General features: G+C 72.7%; 15 protein-coding genes. 9 read left to right on the top strand and 6 right to left on the bottom strand.

Annotated features, from left to right (window positions below; all coding sequences use genetic code 11):
- Positions 1-131: 131 nt before the first annotated feature.
- Positions 132-1496 (top strand): phenylacetate--CoA ligase PaaK, encoded by a 1365-nt coding sequence (gene paaK / locus PUR71_RS25455; protein WP_329929432.1) that lies wholly within the window; start codon positions 132-134, stop codon positions 1494-1496.
- 92 nt (positions 1497-1588) lie between these two features.
- Here the strand turns inward: paaK and PUR71_RS25450 are convergent, their stop codons facing one another.
- Together PUR71_RS25450 and PUR71_RS25445 are read right to left on the bottom strand one after the other, a co-directional pair.
- On the bottom strand, positions 1589-2401 hold the full coding sequence (locus PUR71_RS25450) for a COG4705 family protein (RefSeq protein ID WP_329929431.1): 813 nt from the start codon (positions 2399-2401) through the stop codon (positions 1589-1591).
- 1 nt (position 2402) lies between these two features.
- Complete coding sequence (locus PUR71_RS25445) at positions 2403-3113, bottom strand: PepSY domain-containing protein (protein WP_329929430.1); 711 nt, start codon at positions 3111-3113, stop codon at positions 2403-2405.
- A 135-nt stretch (positions 3114-3248) separates the two neighbouring features.
- Here PUR71_RS25445 and PUR71_RS25440 point away from each other — a divergent pair, with 135 nt between their 5' ends.
- The 7 genes from PUR71_RS25440 to PUR71_RS25410 all read left to right on the top strand — a co-directional run bounded on the left by PUR71_RS25440 (position 3249) and on the right by PUR71_RS25410 (position 9965).
- Complete coding sequence (locus tag PUR71_RS25440) at positions 3249-3926, top strand: response regulator transcription factor (RefSeq protein WP_329929429.1); 678 nt, start codon at positions 3249-3251, stop codon at positions 3924-3926.
- A 1-nt stretch (position 3927) separates the two neighbouring features.
- Entirely contained in the window at positions 3928-5430 is a 1503-nt protein-coding gene (locus PUR71_RS25435) for a sensor histidine kinase (protein WP_329929428.1), read from the top strand.
- Positions 5427-6551 (top strand): sugar ABC transporter substrate-binding protein, encoded by a 1125-nt coding sequence (locus PUR71_RS25430; RefSeq protein ID WP_329929427.1) that lies wholly within the window; start codon positions 5427-5429, stop codon positions 6549-6551. The genes PUR71_RS25435 and PUR71_RS25430 overlap by 4 nt, the downstream gene beginning before the upstream one ends.
- Positions 6552-6630: 79 nt before the next feature.
- A complete protein-coding gene (locus PUR71_RS25425) occupies positions 6631-7410 on the top strand; it encodes an ATP-binding cassette domain-containing protein (RefSeq protein WP_443077559.1) in 780 nt (259 codons plus the stop codon).
- A gap of 71 nt (positions 7411-7481) precedes the next feature.
- On the top strand, positions 7482-8750 hold the full coding sequence (locus PUR71_RS25420) for a sugar ABC transporter permease (RefSeq protein ID WP_329929660.1): 1269 nt from the start codon (positions 7482-7484) through the stop codon (positions 8748-8750).
- A gap of 31 nt (positions 8751-8781) precedes the next feature.
- Positions 8782-9471 (top strand): class I SAM-dependent methyltransferase, encoded by a 690-nt coding sequence (locus PUR71_RS25415; protein ID WP_329929425.1) that lies wholly within the window; start codon positions 8782-8784, stop codon positions 9469-9471.
- A gap of 56 nt (positions 9472-9527) precedes the next feature.
- Positions 9528-9965 carry a GNAT family N-acetyltransferase gene (locus PUR71_RS25410; protein ID WP_329929424.1) on the top strand — a complete coding sequence of 146 codons (438 nt, stop codon included), beginning with the start codon at positions 9528-9530 and terminating at the stop codon, positions 9963-9965.
- A gap of 101 nt (positions 9966-10066) precedes the next feature.
- Here the strand turns inward: PUR71_RS25410 and PUR71_RS25405 are convergent, their stop codons facing one another.
- Positions 10067-11515, bottom strand: coding sequence for an aminopeptidase P family protein (locus PUR71_RS25405; RefSeq protein WP_329929423.1), 1449 nt, complete (start codon positions 11513-11515; stop codon positions 10067-10069).
- Positions 11516-11632: 117 nt separating this feature from the next.
- Between PUR71_RS25405 and PUR71_RS25400 the strand changes: the two genes are divergently transcribed.
- Positions 11633-12229, top strand: a complete 597-nt coding sequence (locus PUR71_RS25400) for a helix-turn-helix domain-containing protein (RefSeq protein WP_329929422.1) — start codon at positions 11633-11635, stop codon at positions 12227-12229.
- A gap of 89 nt (positions 12230-12318) precedes the next feature.
- Here the strand turns inward: PUR71_RS25400 and PUR71_RS25395 are convergent, their stop codons facing one another.
- Genes PUR71_RS25395 through PUR71_RS25385 form a run of 3 tightly spaced genes read right to left on the bottom strand, consistent with a single transcriptional unit; the run spans position 12319 to position 15237 of the window.
- The gene (locus tag PUR71_RS25395; protein WP_329929421.1) at positions 12319-13269 is read right to left on the bottom strand and encodes a DMT family transporter; all 951 of its coding nucleotides are present in this window, start codon (positions 13267-13269) and stop codon (positions 12319-12321) included.
- Positions 13269-14813, bottom strand: a complete 1545-nt coding sequence (locus PUR71_RS25390) for an acyl-CoA dehydrogenase family protein (RefSeq protein WP_329929420.1) — start codon at positions 14811-14813, stop codon at positions 13269-13271. Before PUR71_RS25390 ends, PUR71_RS25395 begins: the two co-directional genes overlap by 1 nt.
- 43 nt (positions 14814-14856) lie before the next feature.
- Positions 14857-15237, bottom strand: coding sequence for an acyl-CoA thioesterase (locus tag PUR71_RS25385; protein ID WP_329929419.1), 381 nt, complete (start codon positions 15235-15237; stop codon positions 14857-14859).
- Positions 15238-15368: the final 131 nt, after the last annotated feature.

The following is a 15368-nucleotide window of genomic DNA, read 5'->3' as shown; positions in this document are numbered from 1 at the left end:
GATGGACCCTCCGGAGTCGATCCGATGCCTTGACAGCCGCCGCGCGTCCTGGATTACTGACCCTGGGGCCGCCCGGCCGAACGATCGGTCGGGGCGGCCACGGGGGCCGGCCGACCCGCGAAGGAGCGACGATGACCAGCAGCGCGTCCGAACCAGCCGGGGCCGCCGCGCCGAAGCGCCTCGGCGAGCCCGTCCCGCCCGGACGGTTGGACGCCGGCGAGCGGATGACGGTCGCCGAACTGCGCGCCCACCAGCTCGACCGCCTCCGGGCCACCCTGCGGCACGCGTACGACAACGTGGAGCTGTACCGCCGCAAGTTCGACGCCGCCGGGGTCGGGCCCGGGGACTGCCGCAGCCTCGCGGACCTCGCCCGCTTCCCGTTCACCACCAAGGCCGACCTGCGCGAGGGCTACCCGTTCGGCCTGTTCGCCGTCCCGATGGAGCGGGTCCGCCGGATCCACGCCTCCAGCGGCACCACCGGGCGCCCGACCGTCGTCGGCTACACCGAGAACGACCTGTCGATGTGGGCGGACGTCGTCGCCCGCTCGATCCGCGCGGCCGGCGGCCGGGCCGGGCACAAGGTGCACATCGCGTACGGCTACGGGCTGTTCACCGGCGGCCTCGGCGCGCACTACGGCGCCGAGCGGGCGGGCTGCACGGTGATCCCGGCCTCCGGCGGCATGACGGCGCGGCAGGTGCAGATCATCCAGGACTTCCGGCCCGAGATCATCATGGTCACGCCGTCCTACATGCTCACGCTGCTGGACGAGTTCGAGAAGCAGGGGATCGACCCGCGCGGCACGTCGCTGCGGATCGGGATCTTCGGGGCGGAGCCGTGGACGGAGGAGATGCGGCGCGAGATCGAGGACCGGCTCGACCTGCACGCCGTCGACATCTACGGGCTCTCCGAGGTGGTCGGGCCCGGCATCGCGCAGGAGTGCGTGGAGACCAAGGACGGCCTGCACGTCTGGGAGGACCACTTCTATCCGGAGATCGTCGACCCGCTGGCCGATCAGCCGGGGGCGGACGCGGTACTGGGCGAGGGTGAGGGTGGCGAGCTGGTGTTCACCTCGCTCACCAAGGAGGCGCTGCCCGTCATCCGCTACCGCACGCGCGACCTCAGCCGACTGCTGCCGGGCACCGCACGGCCGGCGTTCCGGCGGATGGAGAAGGTCACCGGGCGCAGTGACGACATGATCATCCTGCGCGGGGTGAACCTCTTCCCGACCCAGATCGAGGAGATCCTGCTGCGCACCCCGGGCGTCGCGCCGCACTTCCAGCTACGGCTGGGCCGGCAGGGGCGGCTGGACGTCATGGCGGTGCGGGTCGAGGCGCGGCCGGACGCGCCCGCCGAGGTGCGCGCGGCGGCGCAGGCGGCGATCGTCCGGGCGGTGAAGGACGGGGTCGGTGTGACGGTCACGGCGGAGGTGGTCGAGCCGTACACACTGGAGCGCTCGGTCGGGAAGATCAGGCGGATCGTCGACGAGCGCGGTTGAGGACCGCGGCGACGGGGCAGGGCGCGGCGGAGGCGGACGGCAGTCCGGGGGGTGTGCCGTACGCCTCCGCGGCGTCTACAGCAATGTAGACGTCAGTCGGCGGACCGTCCAGCCCCGGCCCGGCGCGTCCGGGCCCGGGCCGCGCCGGCGGACAGGGCGAGGGCCACCGCCATGGCGACGGCCAGCCCCGCGCTCACCCGGCCGGTGCCGAGGTCCAGGCCGCCCCGCTGGTGGCTCACGCCGGCCCAGTCCGCGAACGAGGCGCCGAGCGGGCGGGTGAGCACGTAGGCCCACCAGAAGCCCGCCACCGGGCCCACCCAGCGGGCCTTCGCGGCGACCGCCGGGACGGCGATCAGCACGGCGAAGCCGACGCCCGCGACCAGGTAGCCGAGCTCCAGCGTGGCCGCCGTCAGGTCGCCCACGGCGGTGCCCAGGGCGAAGGTCAGCAGCACGGCCGCCCAGTAGAAGAGCTCCCGGCGCAGCCCGGTGACCCGGTCGATCGCCAGGGAGCCCTCCACCCGGTGCCACACCACGAACAGGGCCGCCAGCGCCACCGCCAGCGAGCCCGCCGACAGGGCGTACGGCACACCGAGCGCGACGTGCGCCACGTCGGCGACCATCGTGCCGAAGACGCTCACCATGACGACGACGGCCCAGTACACGCCGGGCACGCAGCGGCGCAGCCGCAGCTGGACCGCGATGGCGGCCACGAACAGCAGGCCGGCGCCGCCCACCGCGGGGACCGGCCCGGCGACGCGGGCGAGGAAGTCGGAGAGCACCTCGCCCAGGCCGGTGGTGAGGACCTTGATCAGCCAGAACCAGCCGTCCACCGGCGGGACCTTGTTCGCCCGCGCGGGCCGGCCGGTGCGTTCGTCCGGCCGGGTCAGCGTCGAGTGCTGGGCCACGTCAGCGTCCCGGGGCGGCGACGACCGTGTTGCCGGTCAGCTCGCCGCTCGCGCCGTCCACCGTCACCCGGTGCCGGACGCCGTCCTGGCCGAGGACGACGACGGACCACGCGGCGCCGCCGTCCTGCGCGGTGACCCGCCGCAGCGACTCGGCCCGGCCACCGGGGACGGCGCCCTGCGCCTTCTCCAGTGCGGCGGACGCGGCGACGGACGGGAGCGGGGCGGGGGCGCCGCCGGTCTGGCCCTCGCCGCCCCGGCCCTCGCCGCCCCGGCCGTCCTGACCGCCCTGGCCGTCGAAGCCCTGACGGCCGCCGTGGTTGCGGTGGCCCCGGCCGCCGTGGCCGCCCTCGCGGTCCCCGGTGCCGTGCCCGCCCCGGCCGCCGAGCTCGCCGGAGCCGTCCTCGGACCAGTTCATCGCCTGCCCGTGGTCGCCGCCGTGCCCGCCGTGCCCCTCGTTCAGGGCCGCCAGCGCAACCCCGCCCGCGGCGCCGACCAGCGCGACCGCGGCCACGCCGGCGGCTATCCGGCGCTCCTGCCCGGCCGCCCAGGCGCGCACCCGGGCCGTCCGGCGCCGCTTGGGCGCCGGCGGCACCTCCTCGGCGCCGGGGAGCGGGCCGGCCCCGGGGCCGAACTTCGAGGGCGCGGGGCCGAGCTCGGGGTCGGAGTCCGGGCCCTGCGGGAACGGGGTGCTGGACGACGGGGAGTCGGTCATCGGGGCTCTCCTTGCGTGGCGTGCTCCGCGCGCCCGGTACCGCCCGGGCCGCGCGGGGCGATCATGGCGGACCGTTCCTGAACCTGCGCTTAAGGTCGCCGAAGATCGCCACGGACCACCTGGCACCCTGAACGGATGCACATTCTCGTCGTCGAGGACGAACAGCGGATGGCCACGGCGCTGCGCCGCGGCCTGGAGGCGGACGGCCACACCGTCGACACCGCCCACAACGGGCCCGAAGGCCTCGCCCTCGCCGGCCGCCACCCCTACGACGTGATCCTGCTCGACATCATGCTGCCCGGCCTCAACGGCTACCGGGTCTGCGCGCGCCTGCGCGCCGACGGCTGCCGCGCCGGGATCCTCGTGCTCACCGCCAAGGACGGCGAGTGGGACGAGGCCGAGGCCCTCGACACCGGCGCCGACGACTACCTGGCCAAGCCCTTCTCCTTCGTCGTGCTGCTCGCCCGCCTGCGCGCCCTGCACCGGCGCGTCGACCCGCAGCGGCCCCGCCTGCACACCCTCGGCGACCTCGTCGTCGACGCCAACGCCCGCACCTGCACCCGGGCCGGCACCCCCACCCACCTCACCGCGCGCGAGTTCGCCATCCTGGAGCACCTCGCCGCCCGCGCCGGGACGGTCGTCTCCAAGCGCGAGATCCTCGACCACGTCTGGGACGCCGACCACGACGCCGATCCCAGCGTCGTCGAGGTCCACATCCACGCGCTGCGCCGCAAGATCGACGCCCCCTTCGGCCGGGCCGCCCTGCAGACCATGCGCGGAGCCGGCTACCGCCTCGACCCGGCCGGCGGCTGACGTGCCCCACCGCGAACCCTTCGTCCCGCGCTCCGCCCGCCGGCTCCTCCCGCGCACCGTCCGCGCCCGGGCCACCGCCGCGGCCGGCACGGTGCTCGGCGCGGCCCTCGCCCTCTCCAGCGCCGGGCTGCTCGCCGTCCTGCACGCCGACCTCGTCGCCTCCGCCGCCTCGGCCACCCGCCAGCAGGCCGAGACCGTCGCCCAGCTCGCCGCGCAGGGCCGCCTCACCCCCGTCCTGCACACCGGCCACGGCACCGACTTCCTCCAGGTCGTCGACGCCCGCGGCACCGTCCTCGCCGCCAGCCCCAACCTGGCCGGGCACCCCGCGATCACCCCCGACGGGCGCACCGGCTCGCACACCACCGACGACGTCGACCCGCTCCTCGACCACCATCGCCAGCGCGTCACCGCCGTCACCGGCGACACCCCCGCCGGGCCCGTCACCGTCTACGCCGGCGCCTCGCTGCGCGCCGCCGACGAGGCGCTCGACATCACCCGGGCCGGGCTCGCCGTAGCCTGCCCGCTGCTGCTGCTCACCGGCGTCGTCGTCACCTGGAAGGTCACCGGGAACGCGCTGCGCCCGGTCGAGGCGATCCGCGCCGAGGTCGATGCCATCACCGGGCAGGACCTGCACCGCCGGGTGCCCGAACCCGGCACCGCCGACGAGATCGCCCGGCTCGCCGCCACCATGAACGCGATGCTCGACCGGCTGGAGGCCTCCGGACGGCGCCAGCGCCAGTTCATCGCCGACGCCTCGCACGAACTGCGCAGCCCCCTCGCCGTGCTGCGCACCCAGCTGGAGGTCGCCGACACCCACCCCGACCCGGCGGTGCGGGCCGAGCTGGTGCACGGCGCGCTCCAGGACACCGACCGGCTGCAGAGCCTCGCCACCGACCTGCTGCTCCTCGCCCGCCTCGACGCCGGCGGCGCCGAGGAGCGGCCGCGCCGGCGCGTCGACCTCACCGCGCTGGTCGCCGACACCGTGCTCGGCCGCTCGCCCGGCCGGCACCGGCGCACCACCGACCTCGCCCCGGGCGTCGCCGTGGACGGCATCCCGCTGTGGCTCGGCCGGCTGCTCACCAACCTGCTCGACAACGCCGAGCGGCACGCGGGCGGCGTCGTCCACGTGCGCCTGGCCGCGGACCGCGCCCGGGGCGTGGCCGTGCTGGACGTCGAGGACGACGGCCCGGGCATCCCGCCCGCCGACCACGAGCGGGTCTTCGAGCGCTTCACCCGCCTCGACGACGCCCGCAGCCGCGACGAGGGCGGCAGCGGCCTCGGCCTGCCGATCGCCCGCGACATCGCCCGCCACCACGGCGGCACGCTGGCCGTCGCCCCGACGGCCGCGGGCACCCGCCTCACGGCGCAGCTGCCGCTGGCCGGCGAGCCGCAGTGGTTTTCGACGCCGGATACCCATTCGGCGCACTTGCGGTCGTGGGAGCGGCCCGCGTTTCCCAGACTCGGAGAACAGGGGGTGGACTCAACCGGAGAGGCAACCCCATGAGCATCAGGCTTCGCCGCGTCCTCGCGGTGACCGCAGTGGTATCCCTCGGCCTCGGCGCGGCGTCCTGCGGCAGCGCCAAGCAGTCGTCGTCCGGCGGCGGTTCCTCCGGCGGCGCCAGCGCGAGCGGCTCCGCGGCGGTCGGCGCGGTGAAGATCGGCCTGCTGCTGCCGGAGAGCAAGACCACCCGCTACGAGCAGTTCGACCGCCCCCTGATCGAGTCGAAGATCAAGCAGTTGGCGCCGGACGCCCAGATCGACTACTACAACGCCAACCAGGACGCGACGCTCCAGCAGACCCAGGTGGACACCGCCCTCACCAAGGGCGACAAGGTGCTGATCCTGGACGCGGTGGACGCCAAGTCGATCCAGTCCTCCGTCCAGAAGGCCCACGACGCCGGCGTCAAGGTGCTCGCGTACGACCGCCTGGCCCAGGGGCCCGTCGACGCGTACGTGTCGTTCGACAACCACAAGGTCGGTCAACTCCAGGGCCAGGCCCTGGTGGCGGCGGTGGGCGGCAAGGCGAGCGCCGGCTCGATCATCATGATCAACGGCTCGCCCACCGACCCCAACGCCGCCGACTTCAAGGCGGGCGCGCACAGCGCGATCGACGGCAAGCTGAAGATCGGCAAGGAGTACGACACGCCCCAGTGGGACCCGGCCACCGCCAACCAGGAGGCGGCCGCCGGGATCACCGCGATCGGCGCCAACAACGTCGTCGGCGTCTACTCCGCCAACGACGGCATGGCCGCCGGCATCGCGACCGCACTGAAGGCGGCCGGCCTGAGCGTCCCGCTCACCGGGCAGGACGCCCAGCTCGACGCCATCCAGCGGATCCTGATCGGCACCCAGACCATGACGATCTACAAGCCGTTCAAGCCGGAGACCGACATCGCCGGCGAGATGGCGGTCGCGCTCGCCGGCGGCGGGACGCCGGCGCCCAGTGTCGCGCCGACCACCGCCACCAACGGCAGCGGCCACAAGACGCTGGCCAACCTGATCACTCCGGTCGTGGTCACCAAGGACAACGTCAAGACCACAGTCGTCCAGGACGGCCTCTACACCGTCGCCCAGATCTGCACGCCGGACTACGCCGCCGCCTGCCAGTCGGCCGGCCTGCAGTAGCACCGGCTCCCAGCGGAGCGGTCCCGACACGAATACGCCCCGCCCCCACTCCGGGGGCGGGGCAAGGGAGTTGGTCACTGTGGCAGGTGAGACCGTACTCGCCCTGCGCGGGGTCTCCAAGCGGTTCGGCGCCGTCCAGGCGCTCACCGACATCGAACTGGAGGTGCACGCCGGGGAAGTGCTCGCACTGGTCGGCGACAACGGCGCCGGCAAGTCCACCCTGGTGAAGTCGATCGCGGGGGTCCACCAGCCGGACGAAGGCGCGATCGAGTGGAAGGGCCGGCCGGTGACCATCCACCGCCCGCAGGACGCCCAGCAGTTGGGCATCGCGACGGTCTACCAGGACCTCGCACTGTGCGACAACCTCGACGTGGTCGGCAACCTCTTCCTCGGCCGCGAGATCCGGCGCTTCGGCATCCTCGACGAGGTCGCGATGGAGAAGCGCTCGCGCGAGCTGCTCGACACGCTCTCCATCCGCATCCCCAGCGTGCGGATCCCGGTCGCCTCCCTCTCCGGCGGCCAGCGCCAGGTGGTCGCGATCGCCCGCGCGCTGATCGGTTCGCCCAAGGTCGTCATGCTCGACGAACCCACCGCCGCCCTCGGCGTCGAGCAGACCGCGCAGGTCCTCGACCTGGTCGAGCGACTGCGCGACCAGGACCACGGCGTGATCCTCATCAGCCACAACATGGCGGACGTGATGGCGGTGGCGGACACCGTCGCGGTGCTGCGCCTGGGCCGCAACAACGGCGTCTTCGACAAGCGCTACACCAACCAGGAACAGATCATCTCGGCCATCACCGGTGCCACGGACAACGCCGTGACCCGCCGGAAGGCCCGCGGCGAGGAGGGTTCCCAGTGAGCGAGCACATTCCCGGGAGCCCGCAGGGCGGCGAGCCCGAACGCCACCACGTCCCGCTGCCCGAGGACAGCATGCCCAGGGGCGGCGTCAACGCGCCGGTCCCGGTCGCCCCCGAGGCGATCCCCGCGGTCGACCCGCGGCTGATCGTGCGCCAGGAGGGCATCAAGGGCTACCTCGGCGAGTTCCGCCGACGGCTCAGCAGCGGCGAACTCGGCTCGCTGCCCGTGGTGCTCGCCCTGATCGTGATCTGGGCGGTGTTCGGCAGCCTCGACAGCAGCTTCCTGTCGGCGCAGAACCTCTCCAACCTGTCCCAGCAGATCGTCGGCACCGGCATGATCGCGATCGGCGTCGTGTTCGTGCTGCTGCTCGGCGAGATCGACCTGTCGGTCGGCTCGGTCAGTGGTCTGTGTGCGGCGTTGTACGCCGTCCTCGAAGTCACCCACGGGGTCAACCAGTGGGTCGCGCTCCTGGTCGCCCTCGTGGGCGGCGCGGTCGTCGGCCTCATCCAGGGCGTGTTCTTCGCCAAGGTCGGCGTCCCGGCGTTCGTCGTCACCCTGGCCGGTAACCTCGGCTGGAACGGCCTGATGCTCCAGGTGCTCGGTGCCACCGGCACCGTCAACCTGTCCGGCACGGACATCGTCTCCCGGCTCTACAGCACGATCTACGGCCAGGAGATCGCCGCGTACGGCACGGCCGCCATCGGCGTCGCGCTGTTCGTGGTCGCCTCGCTGGTCGACACGCGCCGGCGCCGCGCGGCAGGGGTCCCGTACCGGCCGACGACCGACCTCGTGCTGCGGACCGTCCTGCTCGCGATCGTCGCCTTCCTCGCCGCCTACACGCTCAACCAGTACAAGGGCCTGCCGCTCGCGCTGCTGATCTTCCTGATCTTCATCGTGGTGCTGGACTTCGTGCTGCGCCGCACCAGCTACGGCCGGCAGGTGTTCGCACTCGGCGGCAACATCGAGGGCGCCCGGCGCGCGGGCATCAACGTGTCGTGGATCCGGATCAGCGTCTTCAGCATCTGCTCCACCATGGCGGCCGTCGGCGGCCTCTTCCTGGCCGCGCAGATCCAGTCCGCCAGCCAGACCTCCGGCGGCGGCAACCTGCTGATGAACGCGATCGCGGCGGCCGTCATCGGCGGCACCAGCCTCTTCGGCGGGCGCGGCAAGACCTGGTCGGCCCTGCTGGGTGCACTGGTGATCGGCTCGATCCAGTCCGGGATGAACATCGAGGGCCTCAGCAACGCGATCCAGTTCATGATCACCGGCGCGGTGCTGCTCGCCGCCGTCGTCGTCGACTCGCTCGCCCGGCGCACCCAGAAGGCCGCCGGACGCGCATGACCACGGGCCCCGCGGCTCTATGCTGCGGGGCATGCCGAGTGAGCTGCGCCTCCACCAGCCGACCAGCCGTCCTTGTTCCGGCGATCTCGCCTTCATCCTCCGCGAGACCGCGCTGACGCCCGTCCCGTTCGTCCCCGAGATCCGCCTGCACATGGCGGACGACGCGATCGCCCTCTGGGAGACCACCGAGAAGGCGCGCGGCGAGGCCGGGATGCCGCCGCCGTTCTGGGCGTTCGCCTGGGCCGGCGGCGTCGCCGTCACCCGGTACGTGCTGGACCACCCCGAACTCGTCGCCGGGCGCGGGGTGCTGGACGTCGCCGCCGGGTCGGGCGTGGTGGGCGTGGCCGCCGCGCTGAGCGGCGCCGCGTGGGTGCGGGCCGCCGAGATCGACGCCTACGCGGTGGCGGCGATCGAGCTCAACGCGGAGGCCAACGGCGTCCGGGTGGAGGGCGCCCTGGTGGACCTGGTCGACGGCGACGGCGCCCCGGCGGACGTCGTCCTCGCCGGCGACGTGTTCTACGAACGGGCCATGGCCGCCCGGTTCCTGCCCTTCCTCGAACGGGCCGCCGCCCGCGGCGCCACCGTCATCGTCGGGGACCCCGGCCGCGCCTACCTGCCCCGCGAGCGGTTCACCGCCGTGGCCGCGTACGAGGTGCCGGTGGTCGCCGACCTGGAGGACGCCTCCGTCAAGACGACGACGGTGTGGCGGCTCGGGGCGTAGCGCCCGGCAGGTGGAATTCCCGGTGGCGGGGCGATCGGGCCTGCTAGACACGGGTCATGACCGACGACATCGCCCTGCGCACCGCCACCCCCGACGAGATACCCGCGCTGCTCGCGCTCTGGGCCGCCGCGGCCAAGGGCACCAGCATCTCCGACGACGAGGCCGGCGTGGCCGCCCTGCTCGCGCGCGACCCGCACTGCCTCATCGTCGCCACCCCGGCCGGCGACCCGGGCACCCTGCTCGGCACCGTCATCGCCGGCTGGGACGGCTGGCGCGCCCACCTGTACCGCCTCGCCGTCGACCCCGCCCACCGCCGCCGGGGCATCGGCGCCGCCCTGCTCGCCGCCGCCGAGGAGCGCCTGGCCGCGCTCGGCGCCCGCCGGATCGACGCGATGGTCCTGGACGGGAACGAACTCGGCCACCGCACCTGGAAGGCCGCCGGCTACGCCCCGGAACCGCAGTGGAGCCGCTGGGTCAAGCCACTGGCCGGCTGAACCCCCGCCCGCCCGGTGTCCGGTCGGGGTGCGTTCATGATCAGCGCCTGAGGGGCGGGAGCCGTTCCCCGGCCGGCCGGTGCCGCTGCTCCGAGGACCGGTCAGGCGCGCAGGGCGGCGAGCCAGGCCTCGACGGCGCCGGCCTCGCGGGGGAGGGCGGCGGAGAGGTTCTCGTTGCCGTCCTCGGTGACGAGGATGTCGTCCTCGATGCGCACGCCGATGCCGCGGTACTCCTCGGGGACGGTCAGGTCGTCCTCCTGGAAGTAGATGCCCGGCTCGACGGTGAGCACCATGCCCGGCCTGAGCGGACCGTCGACGTGGTCCTCGGTGCGGGAGTGGGCGCAGTCGTGGACGTCGATGCCGAGCATGTGGCCGGTGCCGGCCAGGGTGAAGCGGCGGTGCAAGCCGAGCTCGTAGACCTTCTCGGCGCTGAGGTCGCCGAACAGGCCCCAGGAGGTGAGGTGTTCGGCGAGCACCCGCTGGGCGGCGTGGTGGAAGTCGCGGAACGCACCGCCGGGCCGCACCGCGGCGATGCCGGCCTCCTGCGCCGCGTAGACGGCGTCGTAGACCTTGCGCTGGAGCGGGTCGAAGCGCCCGCTGACGGGGAGGGTGCGGGTGATGTCGGCGGTGTAGAGCTCGTTGGTCTCCACGCCCGCGTCGAGGAGCAGGAGTTCGCCGGGCTTCGCGCGGCCGTCGTTGCGCACCCAGTGCATGGTGGTGGCGTGCGGGCCGGCCGCGGCGATGGTGCCGTAGCCGACGTCGTTGCCCTCGACCCGGGCGCGGACGAAGAACGTGCCCTCGATCAGGCGCTCGGCGGTCTCGGTGTCGGTGCCGAGCACCCGGACGACGTCCTCGAAGCCGCGGGCGGTGGCCGCGCACGCGAAGCGCAGCTCGGCGATCTCGAACTCGTCCTTCACCAGGCGCAGTCCGGACAGGAAGACCTTGAACTCCTCGTCGCGCTCCGCCGTGACACCGTCGCCGAGCGCCTCCTCCACCCCGGCGTCGTGGCCGCGCAGGACACGGACGGGGCCGGTGACGGCGCGCAGGTCGGCCCGCACCGCGCGGACGTCGCGGCAGGGCAGGCCCAGCAGGCGCTCGTTCTCGGTGAGGCTGTTGCGGCGGCCGTCCCACAGCTCGCCGTGGTTGTCGAGCCAGAACTCGCCGTTGCCGCGGTCGGAGCGGTCGCGGACGTAGAGGGTGGCGCCGCCGGCGGGGGAGAGGACGAGCACGCCGTCCTGGGACCGGTCGCCGGTGAGGTAGACGTAGTCGGAGGACGGGCGGAACGGGTAGTCCGTGTCGTTGGCGCGGACCTTGGGGTTGCCGGCCGGGACGACGAGCGTCTCGCCCGGGAAGGCGGCGGCGAGTTCGGCGCGGCGGCGGGCGGTGTGCGCGGCCTGCGGGATCGGCGTGAGGTCGCCGCGCTCGGTGTCGGCCCAGCCGTGGCGCATGTTCTCGGCGAGTTCGTCGGTGACGCCGCGGGTGAGGCCGTTCTTGCGGTACGTGATGGTGTCGGCCGGCCGGGACTCGGTGGGCTGGGTGGGCTCGGTCACTGCCGCCTCCTGGGTCGGGGTGGGGTCGGAACACGCCGGACCGGCGCGCACTGCTGCGACCGGCGCCTCGCGTCCCGTACGGTATACCGAACGAAGGTCGGAGAGAAGGGGATACGAGTGGCCGACTCCGAGGGATCCGTCCGGGGCGTGCTCGCCGCCAACCTGAAGCGCGTGCGGGCCGCGCGCGGCCTCTCCCTGTCCGAGCTGTCGAGGCGGGCCGGGATCGGCAAGGCGACGCTCTCCCAGCTGGAGTCCGGCGCCGGGAACCCGACCCTGGAGACGGTGTTCGGGCTGGCCCGGGTGCTCGGCGTGCCGATCTCCGACCTGGTCGAGGGCGCGCCCGGCGGCGGCGTCACGGTGGTCCGCGCGGCCGATGTCGAGCCGCTCAGCGGGGTCGGCGTCGACCTGCGGCCGCTGCGCCGGATCGAGGCCGGGGACTCGGTGGTCGAGGTGTACGACCAGCGGGTCAGGCCCGGCGGCACGCAGGACTCGGCCGGCCACGCGGGCACCGAGCACACCGTCGTCCAGGCGGGCCGGCTCGGGGTGCGGGTCAACGGGTGCGAGGTCGAGCTGGAGCCGGGTGACTACGTCGGCTTCGACGCCTCGCTGCCGCACGCGTACACCGCGCTGGACGGGGAGGCGGTGCGCTCGGTGCTGCTCCTGCACTTCCGGGCGGAGCAGCGCCTGCACGTGGCGGACGCGCTGGAGCACTGAGCCCGGACCGTTCGCTCAAGCGAACGCCCGGGCCGGTAGCGCGGCCGGGCGGCGGGAAGCCTCTCGGGCTCCCCGCCGCCCGGCCGCGCTCAGGAGCGGTCCGCCGTCCGGGCCTCGGCGCCGACCGGTGCCGCCGGAGCGGTGGTCGGCGCCGGGGCCCGGCTGCTCCGGTTGAACAGGACGATCGAGGCCACGATGACCGCGAACCCGATGACCTCGGAGAGGGTCGGCCGCTGGTCCAGCATCGGCCAGGCGATCAGTCCCGCGGCGATCGGCACCCCGTAGAAGTACGACGCCACCCGGTCCGCGCTCTCCGACCGCATCAGCACGAACAGCAGGCTGAGCGCGCCGATCGAGACGCCGACCGACATCCACAGCTCCGACAGGACGAGGTCCCTGGTCCAGTGGACGACACCGGTCTCGAAGACCAGGGCGCCGGCCAGCATGACGACGGCCGACGAGCCGGACTGGAGGAAGCCGTTGATCAGCGGATGCGTACCGGGGTTCTTCATCTGGTAGTAGAACTGCCCGGTGGACAGCCCGATCAGCCCGAGGAAGTCGAAGGCGACGTTGGTCAGGGTGAGCCCCGACGACGACGCCAGTCCCTGATACACGGTCAGGGCCACTCCGGCCAGTCCTCCGGCGAGCGCCAGCACCGACAGTGGGCGGACCTTCCGGGCGGTCGCGACGGAGACCATCAGCCAGACCAGGATCGGCTGGAGCGCGATGATCAGCGCGGACACCGCAGGGGTCATGCCGTAGTACAGCGCGTAGAACACCCCGGTGGAGAACACGCCTTGCAGCAGGATGCCGCTCAGGACGAGGTGGACGTAGGCCGAGCGCGTGCGCGGCCACGGGATTCTCAGGCAGACGACCAGGGCGAACAAGACGACCGCGGTGCCGCCGAACCGGATGGCCAGATAGGCGAAGGGCTCCGCGTAGGGGAGGCCGAACCGGCCGCCCACGAAACCCGATCCGTAGATGGTGACGAACACCAGCGCGATCAGCGAGACCTTGAGGCTCTTGTTCTTCCCGGACACTAGCGCATGCCTGCCTTGGAGCCGGCCGTGAGCACGGCGGTCTGCGGGTGGACGACGTCCGGCGCCTCGTCGGTGCCGGTGGGCCGCTCGGTCAGCCGGTCGGTCAACTCGTACTCGTTGACCAGGGCGAGGATCTCGTTCTTCAGCACCGCGACGGCCCTCGGGTAGTCGGCGTCGGCCACCGCGAGCCGCTCGCTCGGCGCGGCCGAGCGCGAGGCCTTCTCCAGGGCGCCGATCCCGTACATCCGGGACAGGATGCGGCCCAGGATCACGATCTTGTCCTGGGACGGCGCGGCGGTGATGTGGTTGAAGTTGATGTCGGTCAGGTGGAAGAACGCGTCCTCCAGGTACCCGAACCGGCCGACGAACTCCAGCGGGGAGCGCAGCCCGGAGTCCCGGAACTCGCGCAGGAACAGGTTGGCCAGGTGCTGGCACAGCAGGTCGTTGGTGCCGTCGAAGATGGTGTAGACCCGCGCGTCCAGCAGGGCGTACGCGGCGATGTTGTCCGGCGCGCCCATGCGGTAGCCCTCGCCGCCGCACAGCTGCTGGTAGTCGAGGGCCGACTCCAGCATGAGCTCGGAGGAGAGCACCTTGGTGGCCAGGGAGGCGAACATGCTGCCCTCCATGTCCGTCCGGTAGTCCTCGTCGAGCATCAGGTGCCGGTACAGCGCGTTGCACACGACGGAGTTCTGCTTGATCCGGCCGACCTTGTACTTCACGTAGTCGATGTCGTGCAGCGTGCCGTCGCCGATCTGCCGGCCGTCGACGTGGCGCAGCGTCTCGGCGGTCAGCCGGCGCAGGAAGCCGCTGGACATGGCGGCCTTGCTGAACCGCGACGCGCAGAGGATCTCGGCGGCGTCGCCGAGGCCCGGCCGGGTCTTGGTGAGCCGGTAGTGGCCGGGCACCCGGATGTCGAGGGTGTTCAGCCCGTAGCCCAGGTTCTTCAGGCCGAGGCTGTCGTAGACCTCGGTGGTCTCGAAGCCGCCGTCGGAGCGCTTGTGGGCGAAGTAGGCGAACTCCTTGCGCCGGGGGTGCTTGGCGCAGACGATCCACCAGTCGGCCTGCTCGCTGAAGGCCTGCCAGTGCTTGACCCCGGTGATGCGGTAGCCGTCGCCGTCGGGCTCGTAGGTGGTCCGCATGCGGGCGAGGTTCGACCCGCTGGTCGGCTCGGTGAAGGCGAGGCCGCCGATGACCGGGTTGTTGGCGAAGTCCTCGAAGACCTCCTTCTTGAGCGCCTCGTCGCCGCTGGAGGCGACGTTGCGCAGGAAGAGGACCGTGACGATCATCGTGTACATGCCCATGGGCAGGTTGCGCTCGGACATGATCTCGATGATCTCGCACATCTCCCGGTGGCTCTCCCGGCCGCCGTACGCGCGGGGGATGGCCGGCAGGTAGATGCCGAGCTCGATCAGTTCCCGGAGCCGGTCCTTGGACAGCGGCTCCTGTGGCAGGACGGCGCTGTCGAAGGCGCCGATCCCGCGCTGGAAATTGTCGAGGAAAGCGGCGGAGTCGAGCTCGGTTAACTGGTTCCGTGAAATGCTCAAGGTGGTTTCCCCGTTTCGTCGGTAGCCGTGCTGGTGCGGCTCGTCAGAGCGCCGCGAGTTCTTCGCGGACGTGGTCCGGAATGCGCGCGGTGGCATTGGCCTGGTAATCGAAGTGGATCATCACGGTCGTCCCGCGGGCCACCTCGGCGCCGTTCTGCCGGGCGACCTGCTCGATGGTGATCGACGTGGTGCCGATCTTCGCGACCTTCGTCTCGATGACGACGTCGGCGGAGGCCAGGATCTGCTTGGTGAAGTCGATCTCGTAGCGGCGGAGGATGAGCGCGAGGTCGCGCATGTTCTCCTCCTTGCTGAACAGCCGGAAGATCGGCATGCGGCCGTGCTCGAACCACACCGGAACGGCCGAGTTGGTCACGTGGCCGAGGACGTCCACCTCGGAGAAGCGCGGCGAGATTGCGACGTTCACATTCAACTCCTAGGACGTCCGACTGTTCGGTGGTCAACAGTCTGCCACTGCTGATCTTCCGTCAATCGGCGTACCGGTGCGCGAGTTGATGTGAACTCGACCACAAATGCCGGTCCTGACCGGCCACTTGG

Source organism: Streptomyces sp. SP17BM10, assembly GCF_036322405.1.
Lineage (GTDB): Bacteria > Actinomycetota > Actinomycetes > Streptomycetales > Streptomycetaceae > Kitasatospora.
The sequence above is the reverse complement of the archived record's forward strand: the minus strand, read 5'-3'. Positions and strand labels throughout refer to the sequence as shown.